Source organism: Cupriavidus sp. WKF15 (assembly GCF_029278605.1).
Classification (GTDB): domain Bacteria; phylum Pseudomonadota; class Gammaproteobacteria; order Burkholderiales; family Burkholderiaceae; genus Cupriavidus.
Genome location: NZ_CP119572.1, coordinates 2,256,754 through 2,271,571, shown reverse-complemented (window position 1 = coordinate 2,271,571; position 14,818 = coordinate 2,256,754). Strand labels below are relative to the sequence as shown.

Genomic DNA, 14,818 nt, shown 5'->3' with positions numbered 1-14,818 from the left:
TAAACTTCCGGCTGGCCGGCGCCAGCCTTGAGTGTGGCGCGGGGCACCCGGCGCTGCCGGACCACCCGGGCACAGGCGCCTTTCCGAAACAACAGGAACCCTCTTGAAATTTCCCTACGAGTGGCAGATTGGCTGGCGATATACCCGCGCAAGCAAGCGCGCCAGCCGCAATACGTTCATATCGTTCATCTCGATGATCTCGATGCTGGGCATCGCGCTCGGCGTCGCCGCGCTGATCGTGGTGCTGTCGGTGATGAACGGCTTCCAGAAGGAAGTGCGCGACCGCATGCTGTCCGTGCTGTCGCATATCGAGGTGATCGGACCGTCGGCCCTGCCTGACTGGCAGCGCACCGCGGCCGAGGCCATGCAGAACAAGGAAGTGATCGGCGCGGCGCCCTACGTGGCGGCCCAGGCCATGGTGACGCGCGAGGACGCCGTGCGCGGCGTGCTGCTGCGCGGCGTGGACCCGGCCGAGGAGCCGAAGGTGTCCGACATCGGCAAGCAGTTCAAGGCCGGCCACATGGAAAGCCTGCAGCCGGGCGAGTTCGGCATTGCGCTGGGCAATGAACTGGCCAACGCCATGGGCGTGCAGGTTGGCGACAAGATCACGCTGCTGGCGCCGCAGGGCACCATCACGCCGGCCGGCGTGCTGCCGCGCCTGAAGCAGTTCACCGTAGTGGGCGTGTTCTCGTCGGGGCACTTCGAGTTCGACAGCGCGCTGGCGCTGGTGAACATCCACGATGCCGAGACGCTGTTTCGCATGAGCGGCCCGACCGGGGTGCGCCTGAAGCTGGCGGACATGCAGCGGGCCCCGCAGGTGGCGAATGAACTGGCCGGCACCATGTCGGGCGAGCTTTACCTGCGCGACTGGTCCAAGCAGAACCGCAACTGGTTCGCCGCGGTGCAGACCGAGAAGCGCATGATGTTCATCATCCTGACGCTGATCATCGCCGTGGCCGCGTTCAACCTGGTCTCGACGCTGGTGATGACCGTCACCGACAAGCAGGCGGACATCGCCATCCTGCGTACCATGGGCGCGCAGCCGGGATCGATCATGAAGATCTTCATCGTGCAGGGCGTGGCCATCGGCTTTATCGGCACCGTGCTGGGCGTGGCCGGCGGCACGCTGATCGCCACCAACATCGACGTGATCGTGCCCTTTATCGAGCGGCTGCTGCACGTGCAGTTCCTGCCGCGCGACATCTATTTCATCAGCGAACTGCCTTCGGACCCGCGTGTGAACGATATTGCCACCATCGGCATCATTTCCTTCGTGCTGGCCACTCTGGCCACCCTCTACCCAAGCTGGCGCGCCGCCCGCGTCAATCCGGCGGAGGCCCTGCGCTATGAGTGAAGCCATGCTGCAAGCCGATACCGTGCCCGTTACCGGGCAGCCGCGCACGGGCACTCCGGTGCTGGTGGGCGAGGGCCTGTTCAAGCGTTTCAAGCAGGGTGGACTCGACGTCGAAGTCCTCAAGGGCGTGGATGTGCGCGTGGAGGGCGGCGAAAAGGTGGCCATCGTCGGCGCCTCGGGCTCGGGCAAGAGCACGCTGTTGCATGTGCTGGGCGGATTGGACAATCCGGATGCCGGCCGCGTGGCGCTGCACGGCAAGCCGTTCACGGCGCTGCGCGAGCGCGAGCGCAATATCGTGCGCAACCGCTCGCTCGGCTTCGTCTACCAGTTTCACCACCTGCTGCCGGAATTCACCGCGCTGGACAACGTGGCCATGCCGATGCGCATCCGCGGCCTGGACCAGTCCGCGGCGCGCGGCTCCGCGCAGGCGATGCTCGATCGTGTCGGCTTGGGCGGCCGTGCCAAGCACCGCCCCGGCGAGCTGTCGGGCGGCGAGCGCCAGCGCGTGGCGATTGCGCGCGCGCTGGTCGGGCAGCCCGCCTGCGTGCTGGCGGACGAGCCGACCGGCAACCTCGACGACCATACCGCGGGCGGCGTGTACGACCTGATGCTCGAACTGTCGCGCACGCTGGGCACGAGCTTTGTCATCGTTACCCACGACCTGGACCTGGCGAGCCGCTGCGACCGCGTGCTGCGGCTGCGCGACGGGCACCTGCACCAGGAAGGCTGAACCCTCCGGCAGCCATGTGGATCGACACCCATTGCCATCTCGACGCCAGCGAGTTCGACGGCGACCGTAGCATGGTCGCCGACGCAGCCGAGGCTGCCGGCGTGACCGGTATCGTGGTGCCTGCCGTGGCGGTGTGGAACTTCGACACGGTACGTGCGCTGGCGCGGCAGGACTCACGCTGCGTCTATGCGCTCGGGATCCATCCGCTGTGCTCGGCGGGCGCGGCGCAGCCTGATGTGGATGCCTTGCGCCGGGAGGTGGCGGCGTCGATCGATGATCCGCGCTTCGTCGGCATCGGCGAGATCGGTCTTGATTTCTTCGTCGCCGGCCTGGATGCCGAACATCAGACCTGGCTGTATATCGAGCAGTTGAAGATCGCGCGCGAGTTTGACCTGCCGGTGCTGCTGCATGTGCGCAAGTCGCAGGACCCGGTCTGCGCGCAGTTGCGCAAGCTGGGCGTGCGGCAGGGCATTGCCCACGCCTTCAACGGCAGCCACGAGCAGGCGCGCCGCTTTATCGACCAGGGGCTCAGGCTTGGCTTTGGCGGTAACCTGACCTTCAGCCGTGCGCGGCAGATCCGCCGGCTGGCCACCGAGTTGCCGCTCGATGCGCTGGTGCTGGAAACCGATGCGCCGGACATCGCCCCGGCCTGGCTGTCCGATGACCAGTTCGGCGAGCAGCACAAGGCCCGCAATACGCCGGCCGAAGTGGCCGGCGTCGCCCGCGTGCTGGGCGAATTGCGCGGGCTCGAGCCGCCCGCGCTGGCGCAGGCCATGTGGCGCAATTCGGTCGCGGCGCTGCCGCGCCTGGGCGCATTCGCGGACACGATGGCGCCAGCGGGCAGCAACCCGTCCGACAACAACTCCTGACGCGCTGACAAGCTTTTCCCGATAGCGAGAGGGTACAACGAAGGCCCTCTGGACTTGCCGGGAAAGCCTCGTGCGCCTGATCCTGCTGGGTTTCGTGGCTGGCTGCTGGGCCTTGCAGCGGCAGGGCACCGTGCCGGCAACGGGCCTGCTGGGCATGGTGGCGCTCTTGCTGGCTGCCGTGATCGCGCTGGCGGTCGCGCGGCTCCCGCACCGGCCCGCAAGCTGGCCAGCGCGGCTGGTGGCCGTGCTGCTTGGGCTTGCCGTGGGCTTTTGCTGGTCCGCGTGGCGCGCACAGTTGCGCATGGATGACTGGCTGGCGACGCGGCTCGAGGCGCGCGACATCGAGGTGAGGGGCGTGGTCTCCGGCTTGCCCGCGGAACTGGCGCCGGGCGCCCGCTTTGCCTTCACGGTCGAGGCTGGGCCACGCGGCGAGCGCGTGCCGGGCCGTATTGTCCTGAACTGGCGCGAAGCGCCCCCCGAATTGCGGCCAGGCCAGCGCTATGCGTTCACGGTGCGCTTGCGTCGTCCGCGCGGGCTGGCGAACCCCCACGGCTTCGACTATGCATACTGGCTGCTGGCGCAAGGCTATGGCGCGACGGGCTATGTGCGCGGCGTGCGCGACGGACCGAAGGATGCGGCTGGCGAACGCCTGGCGTGGCGCATCGAGGCGCAACGCGCGGCGCTGCGCGACCGCATTCGCGCCGCACTGCCGCCTGACTCGCGTTTTGCCGCGGTCCTGGTTGCGCTGGTGGTCGGCGACCAGCGCGGTATCGACAGCGAAGACTGGCTGCTGTTCAACCGAACCGGCGTCGGTCACCTGGTCAGTATTTCAGGGCTGCACATCACCATGATCGCCGGCATGGCCGCGGGGCTGGCGCACTGGGCGTGGCGGCACTCCTTCGGCCTGGGGCGCTGCTTGCGCCGGCCGTTGCCGTTGCGGTGCCCGGCGCGGCAGGCGGCGCTGGTGGCGGCTGTGCTGGCAGGGTTGGGCTACGGGCTCATTGCCGGGCTGCAGATCCCTGCGCTGCGCACTGTCGCAATGTTGTCGATGGCCGCGCTCGCGGCCTGGGGCGCGCGCACGCCGCCGGCGTCGATGGTGCTTGCGTGGGCGGCATTGGCTGCGCTGTTGCTGGACCCGTGGGCGGTGATGCTGCCGGGCTTCTGGCTGTCGTTCGGCGCGGTCGGCGTGATCTTCCTGGCGGCGGCGCGACCGGAAGCGCCTGTGCGCGGTTTCTGGCCGCGCTTGCGCGCCTCGCTGGCCGCCGCGGCACGCACGCAATGGGCGGTCACGGTCGGGCTGGTGCCGCTTACGCTGCTGCTTTTCCGGCAGTTTCCCGTCATTTCCCCGCTTGCCAATGCCGTGGCCATTCCCGTCGTCAGCATGCTGGTCACGCCGCTGGCACTGCTGGGCGCGGTGTTGCCGGCGATCCTGGCCGGGCCGCTGCTGGCGCTTGCGCATCAGGCACTGGCGTGGCTGGTGGTGCTGCTGCAATGGCTGGCATCTCCCGGGTGGGCGGTCTGGGAAACGGCGCAGGCCGGCGCGCTGGAGACGGCGCTGGCCCTGCTGGGCACGCTCGTCCTGCTGGTGCCGGCAATGTTCGGGCTGCGCATACGGCTGCATGGGCTGCTGCTGACCCTTCCCATGCTGCTCGCGCGCGGCGATGAGGTCGCGCCCGGAGAATTCCGCGCGGTGATGCTTGACGTGGGGCAGGGCACCGCCGTACTGGTGCAGACGCGCGCGCATGCCTTGCTCTATGACGCCGGACCTGCCTATGCCTCGGGAGGCAGCGCCGGAGCGCAGGTCGTCGTGCCCCACCTGCGCGCGGCCGGCGTGCGCAGGCTCGACCATCTGATGGTCAGTCACGAGGATATCGATCACGCAGGCGGGGCCCAGCACGTCCTGGAAGCCGTGCCGGTCGATATCAGATCAACCGCCGCGCCGCCAGGGCACGCACTGCTCGGCAAGGCGCAATGGGTGCCGTGTGGCGCAGGTCAGCACTGGGAGTGGGATGGCGTGCTGTTCACCGTGCTGCATCCGGCGGTGGAGCAGTCCGGCGATGCCGGAATCGGCAGCAATGCGCGCAGCTGCGTGCTGCGCATTGACAATGGCCGCCACAGCCTGTTGCTGACCGGCGATATCGGCAGGACGGAGGAGCGCGAGCTGGCCGACCGGCTGCCCGCGGAATTGCTGCGCGCCGAAGTCCTTGTGGTGCCGCACCATGGCAGTGGCACATCGTCCAGTCCCGCGTGGCTGGCAGCGGTCGGGCCCGATGCGGCGGTTTTCCAGCTTGGCTACCGCAACCGCTACCAGCATCCGCGCGCCGAAGTGTGGGAGCGCTATGGCAGCGCGGGCATCCTGCGCTATCGCACCGACGAAACCGGTGCGGTCACCATGGCTACGCATGGCGAAGGCTATTCGCTGGAGGCGTTCCGCCAGTCGGAGCGTCGCTACTGGCGCGAAGCTCCGGAAGCGCCGAGATAGCCGGTTACGCTGTCAGCTCGTTGTGCGAGTGCGCGTTCGTGTGGCGGCCTTGGGTCTCGCAGGCGGCAACGGCGCATCGGCTTCCTGCGGGGCCCGCGCCGGCTCAGCGCCGCCGATGCGCCGCTCACGCAAATGGGCCTTGGCGCGCTGCAGTCCCGCGGCGACGGTATCGGCGCGTTCCAGCGCCACGCCGGCCGCGAGCACGTCACCCAGTACGAGGTGGCTGATGCGCGAGGTCATGGGGGTATAGACCTCGCTGTCCTCTTCCACGTCCGAGAATACGCAGACATCGGCCAGCTTCGCCAGCGGCGAGCCGCTATGCGTCAGCGCCAGCACGCTCGCGCCGCTGGCGCGCGCCAGCGTGGCGGCAGTCAGCATGTCCCAGGTGCGGCCGCTGTTGGAAACCAGTACGGCCACATCGCCCGGCCCGAGCAGCGCGGCGGACATGCTGAAGACATGCGGGTCCGAGTAGGCCGTGGTGGGCATGCCCAGGCGGAAGAACTTGTGCTGGATATCGAGCGCCACGATGCCGGAATTGCCGCAGCCATAGAACTCGATCCGGCGCGCGGCGGCCAGCAGGCGGATGCCATGCTCGACCTGGTCCGCCGACAGCGCATTGCGCACGCTCATGAGCGTGGCGATGGTGCGGTCGAACACCTTGCCGGCAATGTCCGCCGGGCCATCGTCGGGCTTCACGTCCTGGTGGACGAAAGGCGTGCCGCCGCCCACGTTCTGCGCGAACTGCAGCTTGAATTCGCGGAAGCCGTCATAGCCCAGCGCCGCGCAGAAGCGTGCGATGGTCGGCTGCGACACGCCGGCGCGCTCGGCCAGCTCCGGCATGGACAGCCGGATCACGCTGGCGCCATGGCGGGCCACATAGTCAGCCAGGCGGCGTTCGGAAGGGCGGAGCGTGTCGTAGACGGCAAGGATTCGGTCGCGCATGAGGGTGGCGGCGTGTCGCGGGCAAGATCGTGAATGTAGATATTCTACATTGATGCTGCTATCGAATAGCGATAGATTGCCCTTTGGGTGCGCTAGGAATTTCCCGGATTTCTGTGGATATGAGCGATTTGTGATGTGAACGAGGCTGCCTGGATGATTCGTGTGTCGTTATAATGTAGAAAATCTACAAGTCCAGGGACTCGGTTTTCCCGGACCTCCAACAGGAACCTTCAGCCATGCCCCACGCCGTCCATGCCGAAATCCTTGCCGTGACCCAACGCATCACCGAGCGCAGCCAAGCCAGCCGGCGGGCATACCTGGCGCGATGCGAGCGGGCGCAGGCCGAGCTGGGTCCGCTGCGCGGGCTGTCCTGCGCCAACCTGGCCCACGGCTTTGCCGCGCTGCCGGCGCACGACAAGCTCAAGCTGCGCGTGGAACATGCGCCGAACCTTGGCATCGTGACGGCCTACAACGACATGCTGTCCGCGCACCAGCCATACGAGCGCTACCCTGGCGTGATTCGCGAGGCGGCACGCGCGGTCGGCGCCGTGGCGCAGGTGGCTGGCGGCGTGCCGGCCATGTGCGATGGCATCACGCAGGGCAATCCCGGCATGGAGCTGTCGCTGTTCTCGCGCGATGCGATTGCCATGAGCACGGCGGTGTCGCTGTCGCACAATACCTTCGATGCGGCGGTGATGCTCGGCGTGTGCGACAAGATCGTGCCGGGCCTGGTGATGGGCGCGCTGCAGTTCGGCCACCTCCCGGTCGTGTTCGTGCCGGCCGGGCCGATGGCGAGCGGCCTGCCGAACAAGGAAAAAGCCCGCGTGCGCCAGCTCTACGCCACCGGCCAGGTCGGCCGCGAGGCCCTGCTCGAAGCCGAGTGCGAGGCCTACCACAGCGCCGGCACCTGCACCTTCTACGGCACCGCCAACAGCAACCAGTTCCTGATGGAAATCATGGGCCTGCACCTGCCCGGCGCAGCCTTCGTGCACCCGGACAGCGGCCTGCGCGACGCGCTGACCGCGGCGGCGGCGCAGCGCGCGCTGGCGCTGTCGGCCCGTGGGGGCGAATACCTGCCGATGGCACGCATCGTCGACGAGCGCGCCGTCGTCAATGCGATGGTCGGCCTGCTGGCCACCGGCGGTTCCACCAACCACACCATTCACCTGGTTGCCATGGCACGCGCGGCGGGCGTGCTGATCGACTGGGACGATTTCGACCGTTTGTCGCGGATCACGCCGCTGCTCGCGCGCGTCTATCCGAACGGCTCGGCCGACGTGAACCACTTCCATGCGGCGGGCGGCACCGGTTATGTCATCGCCCAGCTCCTCGAGGCCGGGCTCGTGCACGAAGACGTGCAGACCGTGGCCGGTCCCGGCCTGGCGCGCTACATGCAGGAGCCGGTGCTGGCCGACGGCGTGCTGCGCTGGCGCGACGGCGCGAGCGCCAGCGGCGACGCGCAGGTGCTGGCCACGGTCGCGCAGCCGTTTTCGGCCGAAGGCGGCTTGCGCCTGATGCAGGGCAACCTGGGGCGCGGCGTGATCAAGGTGTCCGCCGTGGCGCCGGAACACCGCGTGGTCGAGGCGCCGGCGCGCGTGTTCGATTCGCAGGAGGCGCTGCAGGCCGCCTTCGAGGCGGGCGAGCTGAACGGGGACGTAGTCGCCGTGGTGCGTTTCCAGGGGCCCAATGCCAATGGCATGCCCGAGCTGCACCGCCTCACGCCCGTGCTTGGTGCGTTGCAGGATGCCGGCCACCAGGTGGCGCTGGTCACGGACGGGCGCATGTCCGGCGCGTCCGGCAAGGTGCCCGCGGTGATCCACGTTGGCCCCGAGGCGCTGGCCGGCGGCCCGCTCGCGCGCGTGCGCGACGGCGACCGGGTGCGCGTGGATGCTGTGACCGGCACGCTGGCCTGGCTTGGCGATCCGGCAGAGTTCGCCGCGCGCCCGGTGGCGCAGGCCCCGGCCGACGCGTTCGCGCAGTTCAGCGTGGGCCGCGGCCTGTTCGGCCTGTTCCGCCGCCACGCGCGCAAGGCGGAAGAGGGCGGCAGCGCACTTGACCTGTCCGAGGCGGATGCCGTTCCCGCCGCGGCCACGCATGGAACTGCCGTGGCCGCGCATTCCGTCGCACAATAACCGGGCCAGGGCCCGTTTCACCCGATTCCCTGGCCGGCGCCAGCCGCCGGCCGGGCCCCTGCGCGCCGCATGCCGGCGCGAGGCTACCGACAAGGATGGGGCAAACCATCCGACACCATGATCGATGGAGCAGACATGATCTATATCCTGATGGGCGTTTCCGGCAGCGGCAAGTCGACGGTTGGCGCTATGCTGGCGGAACGCCTGGGCTGCGCATTCCATGACGCGGACGAGTTTCACAGCGCTGCCAACAAAGCCAAGATGCACGCCGGCATCCCGCTCACCGACGAAGACCGCTGGCCGTGGCTCGCGGCCATGCGTGCCGCGATCGACGCCGCCCGGGCCGAGGGCCGCACCCATGTGTTCAGCTGCTCCGCGCTGCGCCAGGCGTACCGCGACCGGCTGACGCCGCCCGATGGCGGCGTGACCTTTGTCTACATGAAGGGCGATGCGGCGTTGATTGGCTCGCGCCTGTCCTCGCGCACGGACCACTTCTTCAACCCGGCGCTGCTCCAGAGCCAGCTCGAAACGCTCGAGGAGCCCCGCGGCGCGCTCGTGCTCGATATCCGGCAGTCGCCGGAAGCGCTGGTGCAGGCCATCCTCGACGACGGCGAACGGCACCGCGTCAAGGTCGCGCACTGACCCTCCGGCGCGCCGCCTGCCACGACGCTGGCAGGCATCTTGCTAATCCCGTTTCCGTGCTGCGCAGCCGCAAGGACTTGCGGCTTTCGCTGGCGCAGGTATGCTGAAAGGGCCAGTCACTCGACAGCTGTATAGCCAGGAAAACAAGGGGGCGGCGATTCCGGTGGGAGGCCGGCAGGCCAGGCGACCAGGACGCCCCCCAATTTCACGGAGGGAAGGGCCATCATGGCGGCGCGTTTTTTCGACGAGATGCTGGATTGGCGGGATGACGAGAGGAATACCGTCATCCAGGCGGGGCAGGCATTGCCGGGCGGCCTGGTACGGCCACACTACCGGCACTTCGCGGACTGGCTGGCGCGCCAGTCCGGGAACACCATGGCCAACAAGCGCGCCGAGGCGGACCTGATCTTCCGCCGCGTGGGCATTACGTTCGCGGTCTACGGCGACAAGGACGAATCCAACAGCGGCACCGAGCGGACCATTCCGTTCGATGTGATCCCGCGCATCTTCCCGGCCAGCGAGTGGGCGACGCTGGAGAAAGGCCTGCGCCAGCGCGTGGCGGCGCTGAACCGGTTCATCCACGACATCTACCACGGGCAGGACATCATTCGCGCCGGCGTGATCCCGCCGGACCAGATCTACAACAACGCGCAGTACCGGCCCGAGATGCTCGGCGTGGACGTGCCGCGCGACATCTACGCGCACGTGGCGGGCATTGACGTGGTGCGTGCCGGCGAGGGCGAGTTCTACGTGCTCGAGGACAACCTGCGCGTGCCGTCGGGCGTGTCGTACATGCTCGAGAACCGCAAGATGATGATGCGCTTGTTCCCCGACCTGTTTGCGCGTAACCGCGTGGCGCCGGTTGCCCACTATCCCGACCTGCTGCTGGACATGCTGCGCGGGGTCTCGCCGCAGGCGATCACGGATCCGACCGTGGTGGTGCTGACGCCGGGCATGTACAACTCGGCGTACTTCGAGCACGCCTTCCTCGCGCAGCAGATGGGCGTGGAGCTGGTGGAAGGCAGCGACCTCTTCGTCGAGGACGAGCACCTGTACATGCGCACCACGCAGGGCCCGCAGCGCGTCGACGTGATCTACCGGCGCGTGGACGACGACTTCCTCGACCCGCTCGTGTTCCGGCACGATTCCTCGCTCGGCGCGGCGGGGCTGCTGTCGGTCTACCGCGCGGGCAATGTGAGCATCTGTAATGCCATCGGCACGGGCGTGGCCGACGACAAGTCGATCTACCCGTACGTGCCCGACATGATCCGCTTCTACCTTGGCGAAGAGGCAATCCTCAGCAACGTGCCGACCTATATGTGCCGGCGTCCCGACGACCTGCAGTACGTGCTCGACAACATGGCCGACCTGGTCGTCAAGGAAACGCACGGCGCGGGCGGTTACGGCATGCTGGTGGGGCCGGCGGCGACGCGCGCGGAGATCGATACCTTCCGCGAGGTGGTGAAGGCGCGGCCCGAGCAGTACATCGCGCAGCCGACGCTGGCCTTGTCCACGTGTCCGACCTATGTGGAATCGGGCATCGCGCCGCGCCATATCGACCTGCGCCCGTTCGTGCTGTCGGGGCGCGAGGTGCGCATGGTGCCGGGCGGGCTCACGCGCGTGGCGCTGCGCGAGGGCTCGCTGGTGGTGAATTCCTCGCAGGGCGGGGGTACCAAGGACACCTGGGTGCTGGAGCGCTGAACGCACCGCCCACGACCGCATTGCGAGGAGAACTACCATGCTGAGCCGCACCGCCGACCATCTGTTCTGGATGGCCCGCTATACCGAGCGCGCCGAAAATACCGCGCGCATGCTGGACGTCAACTACCAGACCTCGCTGCTGCCGCAGTCCGCGGAGGTGGCGGAGCAGGGCTGGTGGGCCATGCTCGACATCTCCGAGCTGACCAGCGCGTTCGACCACAAGTACGGACTGCTCACGCGCGACGACGTGATCGATTTCATGGTGCGCGACATGACCAACCCGTCGTCGATCATGAGCTGTCTGCGCGCGGCGCGCGAGAACGCGCGCGCGGTGCGCGGCTCGCTTACCACCGAGGTCTGGGAGACGGTCAATACCACCTGGCTCGACGTGCAGCGCATGATCGCGGACGGCGAGTTGCAGGACGACCCGTCGCGCTTCTTCGAGTGGGTCAAGTTCCGTTCGCACCTGGCGCGCGGCGTGCAGTTCGGCACGATGCTGAAGGATGACGCGTTTCACTTCATGCGGCTCGGCACCTTCCTCGAGCGTGCCGACAATACCGCGCGGATTCTCGACGTGAAGTTCCAGTCCTCGGGCAGCGACGACAGCGATCCCAACCGCGAGCAGAACGACTTCTACCACTGGGCAGCGGTGCTGCGCTCGGTATCGGGCTTCGAGGTCTATCGCAAGGTCTACCGCGCCGTCATCACGCCGCAGCGCGTGGCCGAACTACTGATCCTGCGGCCGGACATGCCGCGCTCGCTGGTGTCCAGCATGGACGAGGTCGTGGCCATCCTGGCGCTGGTCGGTAACCAGCACTCGGACGAGACCGAGCGGCAGGCTGGTAAACTGCATGCCGACCTGAAATTTGCCCGCATCGACGACATTTTTGCCGTCGGGCTGCACGCCTTCCTGACGAGCTTCCTCGAGCGCATCGGCGACATCGGCAACGGCATCAGCCGTGACTTCCTGGTGCCGCTGATGGCAGCCTAGTGGAGCAGCCGCCGCGCGACCCAAGAGGCGGCCATGCGCAGCAGTCGTCGCAGCGGCACTCCTGACACCGTGAAATACAAGATCCATCACCAGACCGTCTACCGCTACGCGGAGCCGGTGCGGCGCAGCGTGCACGAACTGCGGCTCGCGCCGCGCTCGGGTCCGCTGCAGGCCGTGCAGGCCTGGGAGCTGCAGGCGCCTGGCAACCTGTCCGAGGCGCGTGACGGCTTCGGCAATATCGTCCATAACTTCACCGTCAGCGGGCCGGCCAATAAGATCGCGATCACCGCGATCGGTGAGGTGCACGTCACTCGAGGAAACGAAGGCGCGGAACGCGACGGCCCCCATGCGTTCCGCGATGCACCCATGGCGGGTGAAGCGCGCGTGTCGCCTTTGTACTTCATCGGCGGTACGCCGCTCACCGCGGCCCCGCGGGAGATGCAGGCTTTCGCCGCGCCATTTCTGGCGGCGGGGCACGAGGTGCCGGCGCTGCTGGCGCTGGCCGATGGCATCGCCGAACGCGTGCGCTATGCGGCCAACACGACGCACGTCGGTACATCTGCCGCCGAGGCATTTCAACTGGGCAGCGGCGTATGCCAGGACCAGGCGCAAGTGATGGTGGCGGCCTGCCGCGCCTTCGGCATCCCCGCGCGCTACGTGAGCGGATACTTCTATGATCCGGCTGCGACCGAATTGGCTAGCCATGCCTGGACGGATGTCTGCCTGGATGCCAGCCGCGACCTGTGGTGCAGCATCGACGTCACGCACCGTTGCGTCACGGACCACCGGCACGTTCGCCTGGCCGTGGGACGAGACTACCAGTCCGCGGCACCGGTCCGGGGCATCCTGGAAGGCGGCAGCGGCGAGACCCTGCAAGTCAATATCGCCATCATCCCCGTGACCGACTGATGTGATGCGTGCCGCACCATGCAGGTGCGGCACGTCACCTGGGCGGTGCGCAGCAGGTGTTTCACCAGCTTGGCGGTGGGCGTGCGCGGCAATGGCTCGCACAGCAGTAACGGATCCCGGCGATATCGTCGTCGAAGCCGTTGCCACCCTCTCGTCGAAGCTGCGATGGCCCTCCGGCACGCTGTCGGCGGCTGAGCGGGGCCAGTCCGGGGCGCCTTGCCCGAAATCGAAATCCGAACACTGTCTCGAAACCGGTGATGCCGGCGCCCGCAGCAGGCCAGCGGGCGCTAGAATTCCCGCTGCAACCCCGCACGGTTCCGACGACAAGACCATGACCTACTGTGTTGCCATGCGGCTCGATGCCGGCCTGGTGTTCCTTTCCGATTCGCGCACCAATGCCGGTGTCGACGCGATTTCCACCGCACGCAAGATGACGGTGTTCGAAGAGCCTGGCGACCGCGTGATGGTGCTGCTGACCGCCGGCAATCTTGCCATCAGCCAGTCGGTGCGCCAGTGCCTGGTCGAGGGGCGCGACGAGAAGCGCTCGCTATGGACCGCGCGCGATATGTTCGAGGCCGCTTCCATCGTCGGCGATGCCGTGCGCCAGGTGCACAAGCGCGATGCCCATGCGATGCGCGATGCCGGCATCGAGTTCAATGTGAGCCTGATCTTCGGCGGGCAGATCCGCGGCGAGCGCATGCGGCTGTTCAACGTCTACGCGGCCGGCAATTTCGTCGAGGCCACGCCCGAGAACTGCTATTTCCAGATCGGAGAAGCCAAGTACGGCAAGCCGATCATCGACCGCGTGGTGCACCCGTCGCTGCCGCTCGGCGAAGGCGCCAAATGCGCGCTGATCTCGATGGATTCGACACTGAAGTCGAACATCTCCGTGGGCCTGCCGCTCGATCTGCTGGTCTACGAGGCCGACACGCTGCGGGTCACGCACTTCGTCAACATCGACGAGAAGAACGCCTATTTCCGCATGATCCGCGACACCTGGGGCCAGCGCCTGCGCCAGGTGTTCGGCGAGATCCATGACCCGGAGTGGGATGCCTCGCGCGAGGCCGAGTTTCCGCTTGCGCGCACGGACGAGGCCGACCGCTGGGGGCAGCCGGTGCGGGCCACGCGCGAGCGTTCGCGCACGCAGGACTGAGCGGGGCGGGGCGATGCGCGAGATCATCCATTTTTCCCATGCCAATGGCTTTCCGGTGCCGACCTACCGCAAGCTGTTCGCCGAACTCGAGGGCGATTTCGAGTTCCGCGCCGTCGAGCGCTACGGGCACCGGCCCGAATATCCGGTGACGCGCGGCTGGCCGCATCTGGTGGAGGAGCTGCTCGATCTGGTGCAGCGCCAGTACCGCGAGCCGGTATGGCTGGTCGGGCATTCGCTTGGCGGCTTCCTGTCGCTGATGGCCGCGCTGCGGCGCCCCGAGTGGGTGCGCGGCGTGGTGATGCTCGATTCGCCGATCATCGCGGGCTGGCGCGCGTCGTTGCTGAAGACAGCGCAGATGCTCGGCATGGACGAGAAGCCGGGCCCCGCCGCGGTGACCAAAAACCGGCGCACGCACTGGCCGGATGCCGAAGCGGTCTGGGAGCACTTCCGGTCGAAACCGAACTTCGCGATCTGGGATCAGGAAATGCTGCGCGACTATGCGCTGCATGGGACCGAGCCGACCGGCAAGGACAGCGAGCGGCAGCTGCGCTTCAACCGCGAGGTGGAATACTGGATCTACCGCACGCTGCCGACCGGCCTGGGCCGCAAGGTAGCGCGCGGTGCGCCGGTACCGGTCGGCTTCGTGGCCGGCACGAAATCACGCGAGGTCAGGCAATGTGGACTTGGCGCCACGCGCAAGCTGGTCGGCGAGAACCTGCGCTTCATCGAAGGCGGCCATCTCTACCCGATGGAGCGGCCGCAGGAGACCGCGCAACTGATCCGCGAACTGATCGCCGGAATGCGGCGCGACGGGCGCTGAACCGCAAGCGGCGAATGCGCCGCAGAGGCGCCGAAGACCGGCCGCCGGCCTGCGCTTGTCACAAATTTCCGGGCCTGCGGGGGACGGGGTCTC

Annotated in this window: 12 protein-coding genes; 11 read left to right on the top strand and 1 reads right to left on the bottom strand. The window is 67.9% G+C overall.

The genetic code is table 11. The features are described from left to right. The first annotated feature begins 103 nt into the window (after positions 1-103). From CupriaWKF_RS10570 to CupriaWKF_RS10555, 4 genes are all read left to right on the top strand, one after another. On the top strand, positions 104-1,354 hold the full coding sequence (locus CupriaWKF_RS10570) for a lipoprotein-releasing ABC transporter permease subunit (protein ID WP_276097851.1): 1,251 nt from the start codon (positions 104-106) through the stop codon (positions 1,352-1,354). Continuing rightward, positions 1,347-2,084 (top strand): ATP-binding cassette domain-containing protein, encoded by a 738-nt coding sequence (locus tag CupriaWKF_RS10565; protein WP_276097850.1) that lies wholly within the window; start codon positions 1,347-1,349, stop codon positions 2,082-2,084. The genes CupriaWKF_RS10570 and CupriaWKF_RS10565 overlap by 8 nt, the downstream gene beginning before the upstream one ends. Positions 2,085-2,098: 14 nt before the next feature. Further along, entirely contained in the window at positions 2,099-2,953 is an 855-nt protein-coding gene (locus CupriaWKF_RS10560) for a TatD family hydrolase (RefSeq protein ID WP_276097849.1), read from the top strand. 70 nt (positions 2,954-3,023) lie between these two features. Next, positions 3,024-5,435: a DNA internalization-related competence protein ComEC/Rec2 gene (locus CupriaWKF_RS10555; RefSeq protein ID WP_276097848.1), complete on the top strand. Its 2,412-nt coding sequence runs from the start codon at positions 3,024-3,026 to the stop codon at positions 5,433-5,435. A gap of 12 nt (positions 5,436-5,447) precedes the next feature. Here the strand turns inward: CupriaWKF_RS10555 and CupriaWKF_RS10550 are convergent, their stop codons facing one another. Continuing rightward, positions 5,448-6,377: an SIS domain-containing protein gene (locus tag CupriaWKF_RS10550; RefSeq protein WP_276097847.1), complete on the bottom strand. Its 930-nt coding sequence runs from the start codon at positions 6,375-6,377 to the stop codon at positions 5,448-5,450. Between the two features lie 236 nt (positions 6,378-6,613). On the opposite strand from CupriaWKF_RS10550, the gene edd reads away from it, so the two are divergent. The 7 genes from edd (at position 6,614) to CupriaWKF_RS10515 (ending at position 14,725) form a co-directional block, all read left to right on the top strand. After that, positions 6,614-8,509 (top strand): phosphogluconate dehydratase, encoded by a 1,896-nt coding sequence (gene edd / locus CupriaWKF_RS10545; RefSeq protein WP_276097846.1) that lies wholly within the window; start codon positions 6,614-6,616, stop codon positions 8,507-8,509. Between the two features lie 135 nt (positions 8,510-8,644). Continuing rightward, entirely contained in the window at positions 8,645-9,151 is a 507-nt protein-coding gene (locus tag CupriaWKF_RS10540; protein WP_276097845.1) for a gluconokinase, read from the top strand. 225 nt (positions 9,152-9,376) lie between these two features. Next, positions 9,377-10,852 carry a circularly permuted type 2 ATP-grasp protein gene (locus CupriaWKF_RS10535; protein ID WP_276097844.1) on the top strand — a complete coding sequence of 492 codons (1,476 nt, stop codon included), beginning with the start codon at positions 9,377-9,379 and terminating at the stop codon, positions 10,850-10,852. 37 nt (positions 10,853-10,889) lie between these two features. Further along, entirely contained in the window at positions 10,890-11,843 is a 954-nt protein-coding gene (locus CupriaWKF_RS10530; RefSeq protein ID WP_276097843.1) for an alpha-E domain-containing protein, read from the top strand. Positions 11,844-11,912: 69 nt separating this feature from the next. Continuing rightward, the gene (locus CupriaWKF_RS10525) at positions 11,913-12,752 is read left to right on the top strand and encodes a transglutaminase family protein (protein ID WP_276100754.1); all 840 of its coding nucleotides are present in this window, start codon (positions 11,913-11,915) and stop codon (positions 12,750-12,752) included. 331 nt (positions 12,753-13,083) lie between these two features. Beyond that, the gene (locus tag CupriaWKF_RS10520) at positions 13,084-13,905 is read left to right on the top strand and encodes a peptidase (protein ID WP_276097842.1); all 822 of its coding nucleotides are present in this window, start codon (positions 13,084-13,086) and stop codon (positions 13,903-13,905) included. Between the two features lie 13 nt (positions 13,906-13,918). Further along, the gene (locus tag CupriaWKF_RS10515) at positions 13,919-14,725 is read left to right on the top strand and encodes an alpha/beta hydrolase (protein WP_276097841.1); all 807 of its coding nucleotides are present in this window, start codon (positions 13,919-13,921) and stop codon (positions 14,723-14,725) included. Positions 14,726-14,818: the final 93 nt, after the last annotated feature.

Bases quoted from the DNA above. Each gene is read 5' to 3' on its own strand.
- CupriaWKF_RS10565 (WP_276097850.1), top strand. From the start codon at position 1,347: ATGAGTGAAGCCATGCTGCAAGCCGATACCGTGCCCGTTACCGGGCAG.
- CupriaWKF_RS10560 (WP_276097849.1), top strand. From the start codon at position 2,099: ATGTGGATCGACACCCATTGCCATCTCGACGCCAGCGAGTTCGACGGC.
- CupriaWKF_RS10550 (WP_276097847.1), bottom strand. From the start codon at position 6,377: ATGCGCGACCGAATCCTTGCCGTCTACGACACGCTCCGCCCTTCCGAA.
- edd (WP_276097846.1), top strand. From the start codon at position 6,614: ATGCCCCACGCCGTCCATGCCGAAATCCTTGCCGTGACCCAACGCATC.
- CupriaWKF_RS10540 (WP_276097845.1), top strand. From the start codon at position 8,645: ATGATCTATATCCTGATGGGCGTTTCCGGCAGCGGCAAGTCGACGGTT.
- CupriaWKF_RS10535 (WP_276097844.1), top strand. From the start codon at position 9,377: ATGGCGGCGCGTTTTTTCGACGAGATGCTGGATTGGCGGGATGACGAG.
- CupriaWKF_RS10530 (WP_276097843.1), top strand. From the start codon at position 10,890: ATGCTGAGCCGCACCGCCGACCATCTGTTCTGGATGGCCCGCTATACC.
- CupriaWKF_RS10520 (WP_276097842.1), top strand. From the start codon at position 13,084: ATGACCTACTGTGTTGCCATGCGGCTCGATGCCGGCCTGGTGTTCCTT.
- CupriaWKF_RS10515 (WP_276097841.1), top strand. From the start codon at position 13,919: ATGCGCGAGATCATCCATTTTTCCCATGCCAATGGCTTTCCGGTGCCG.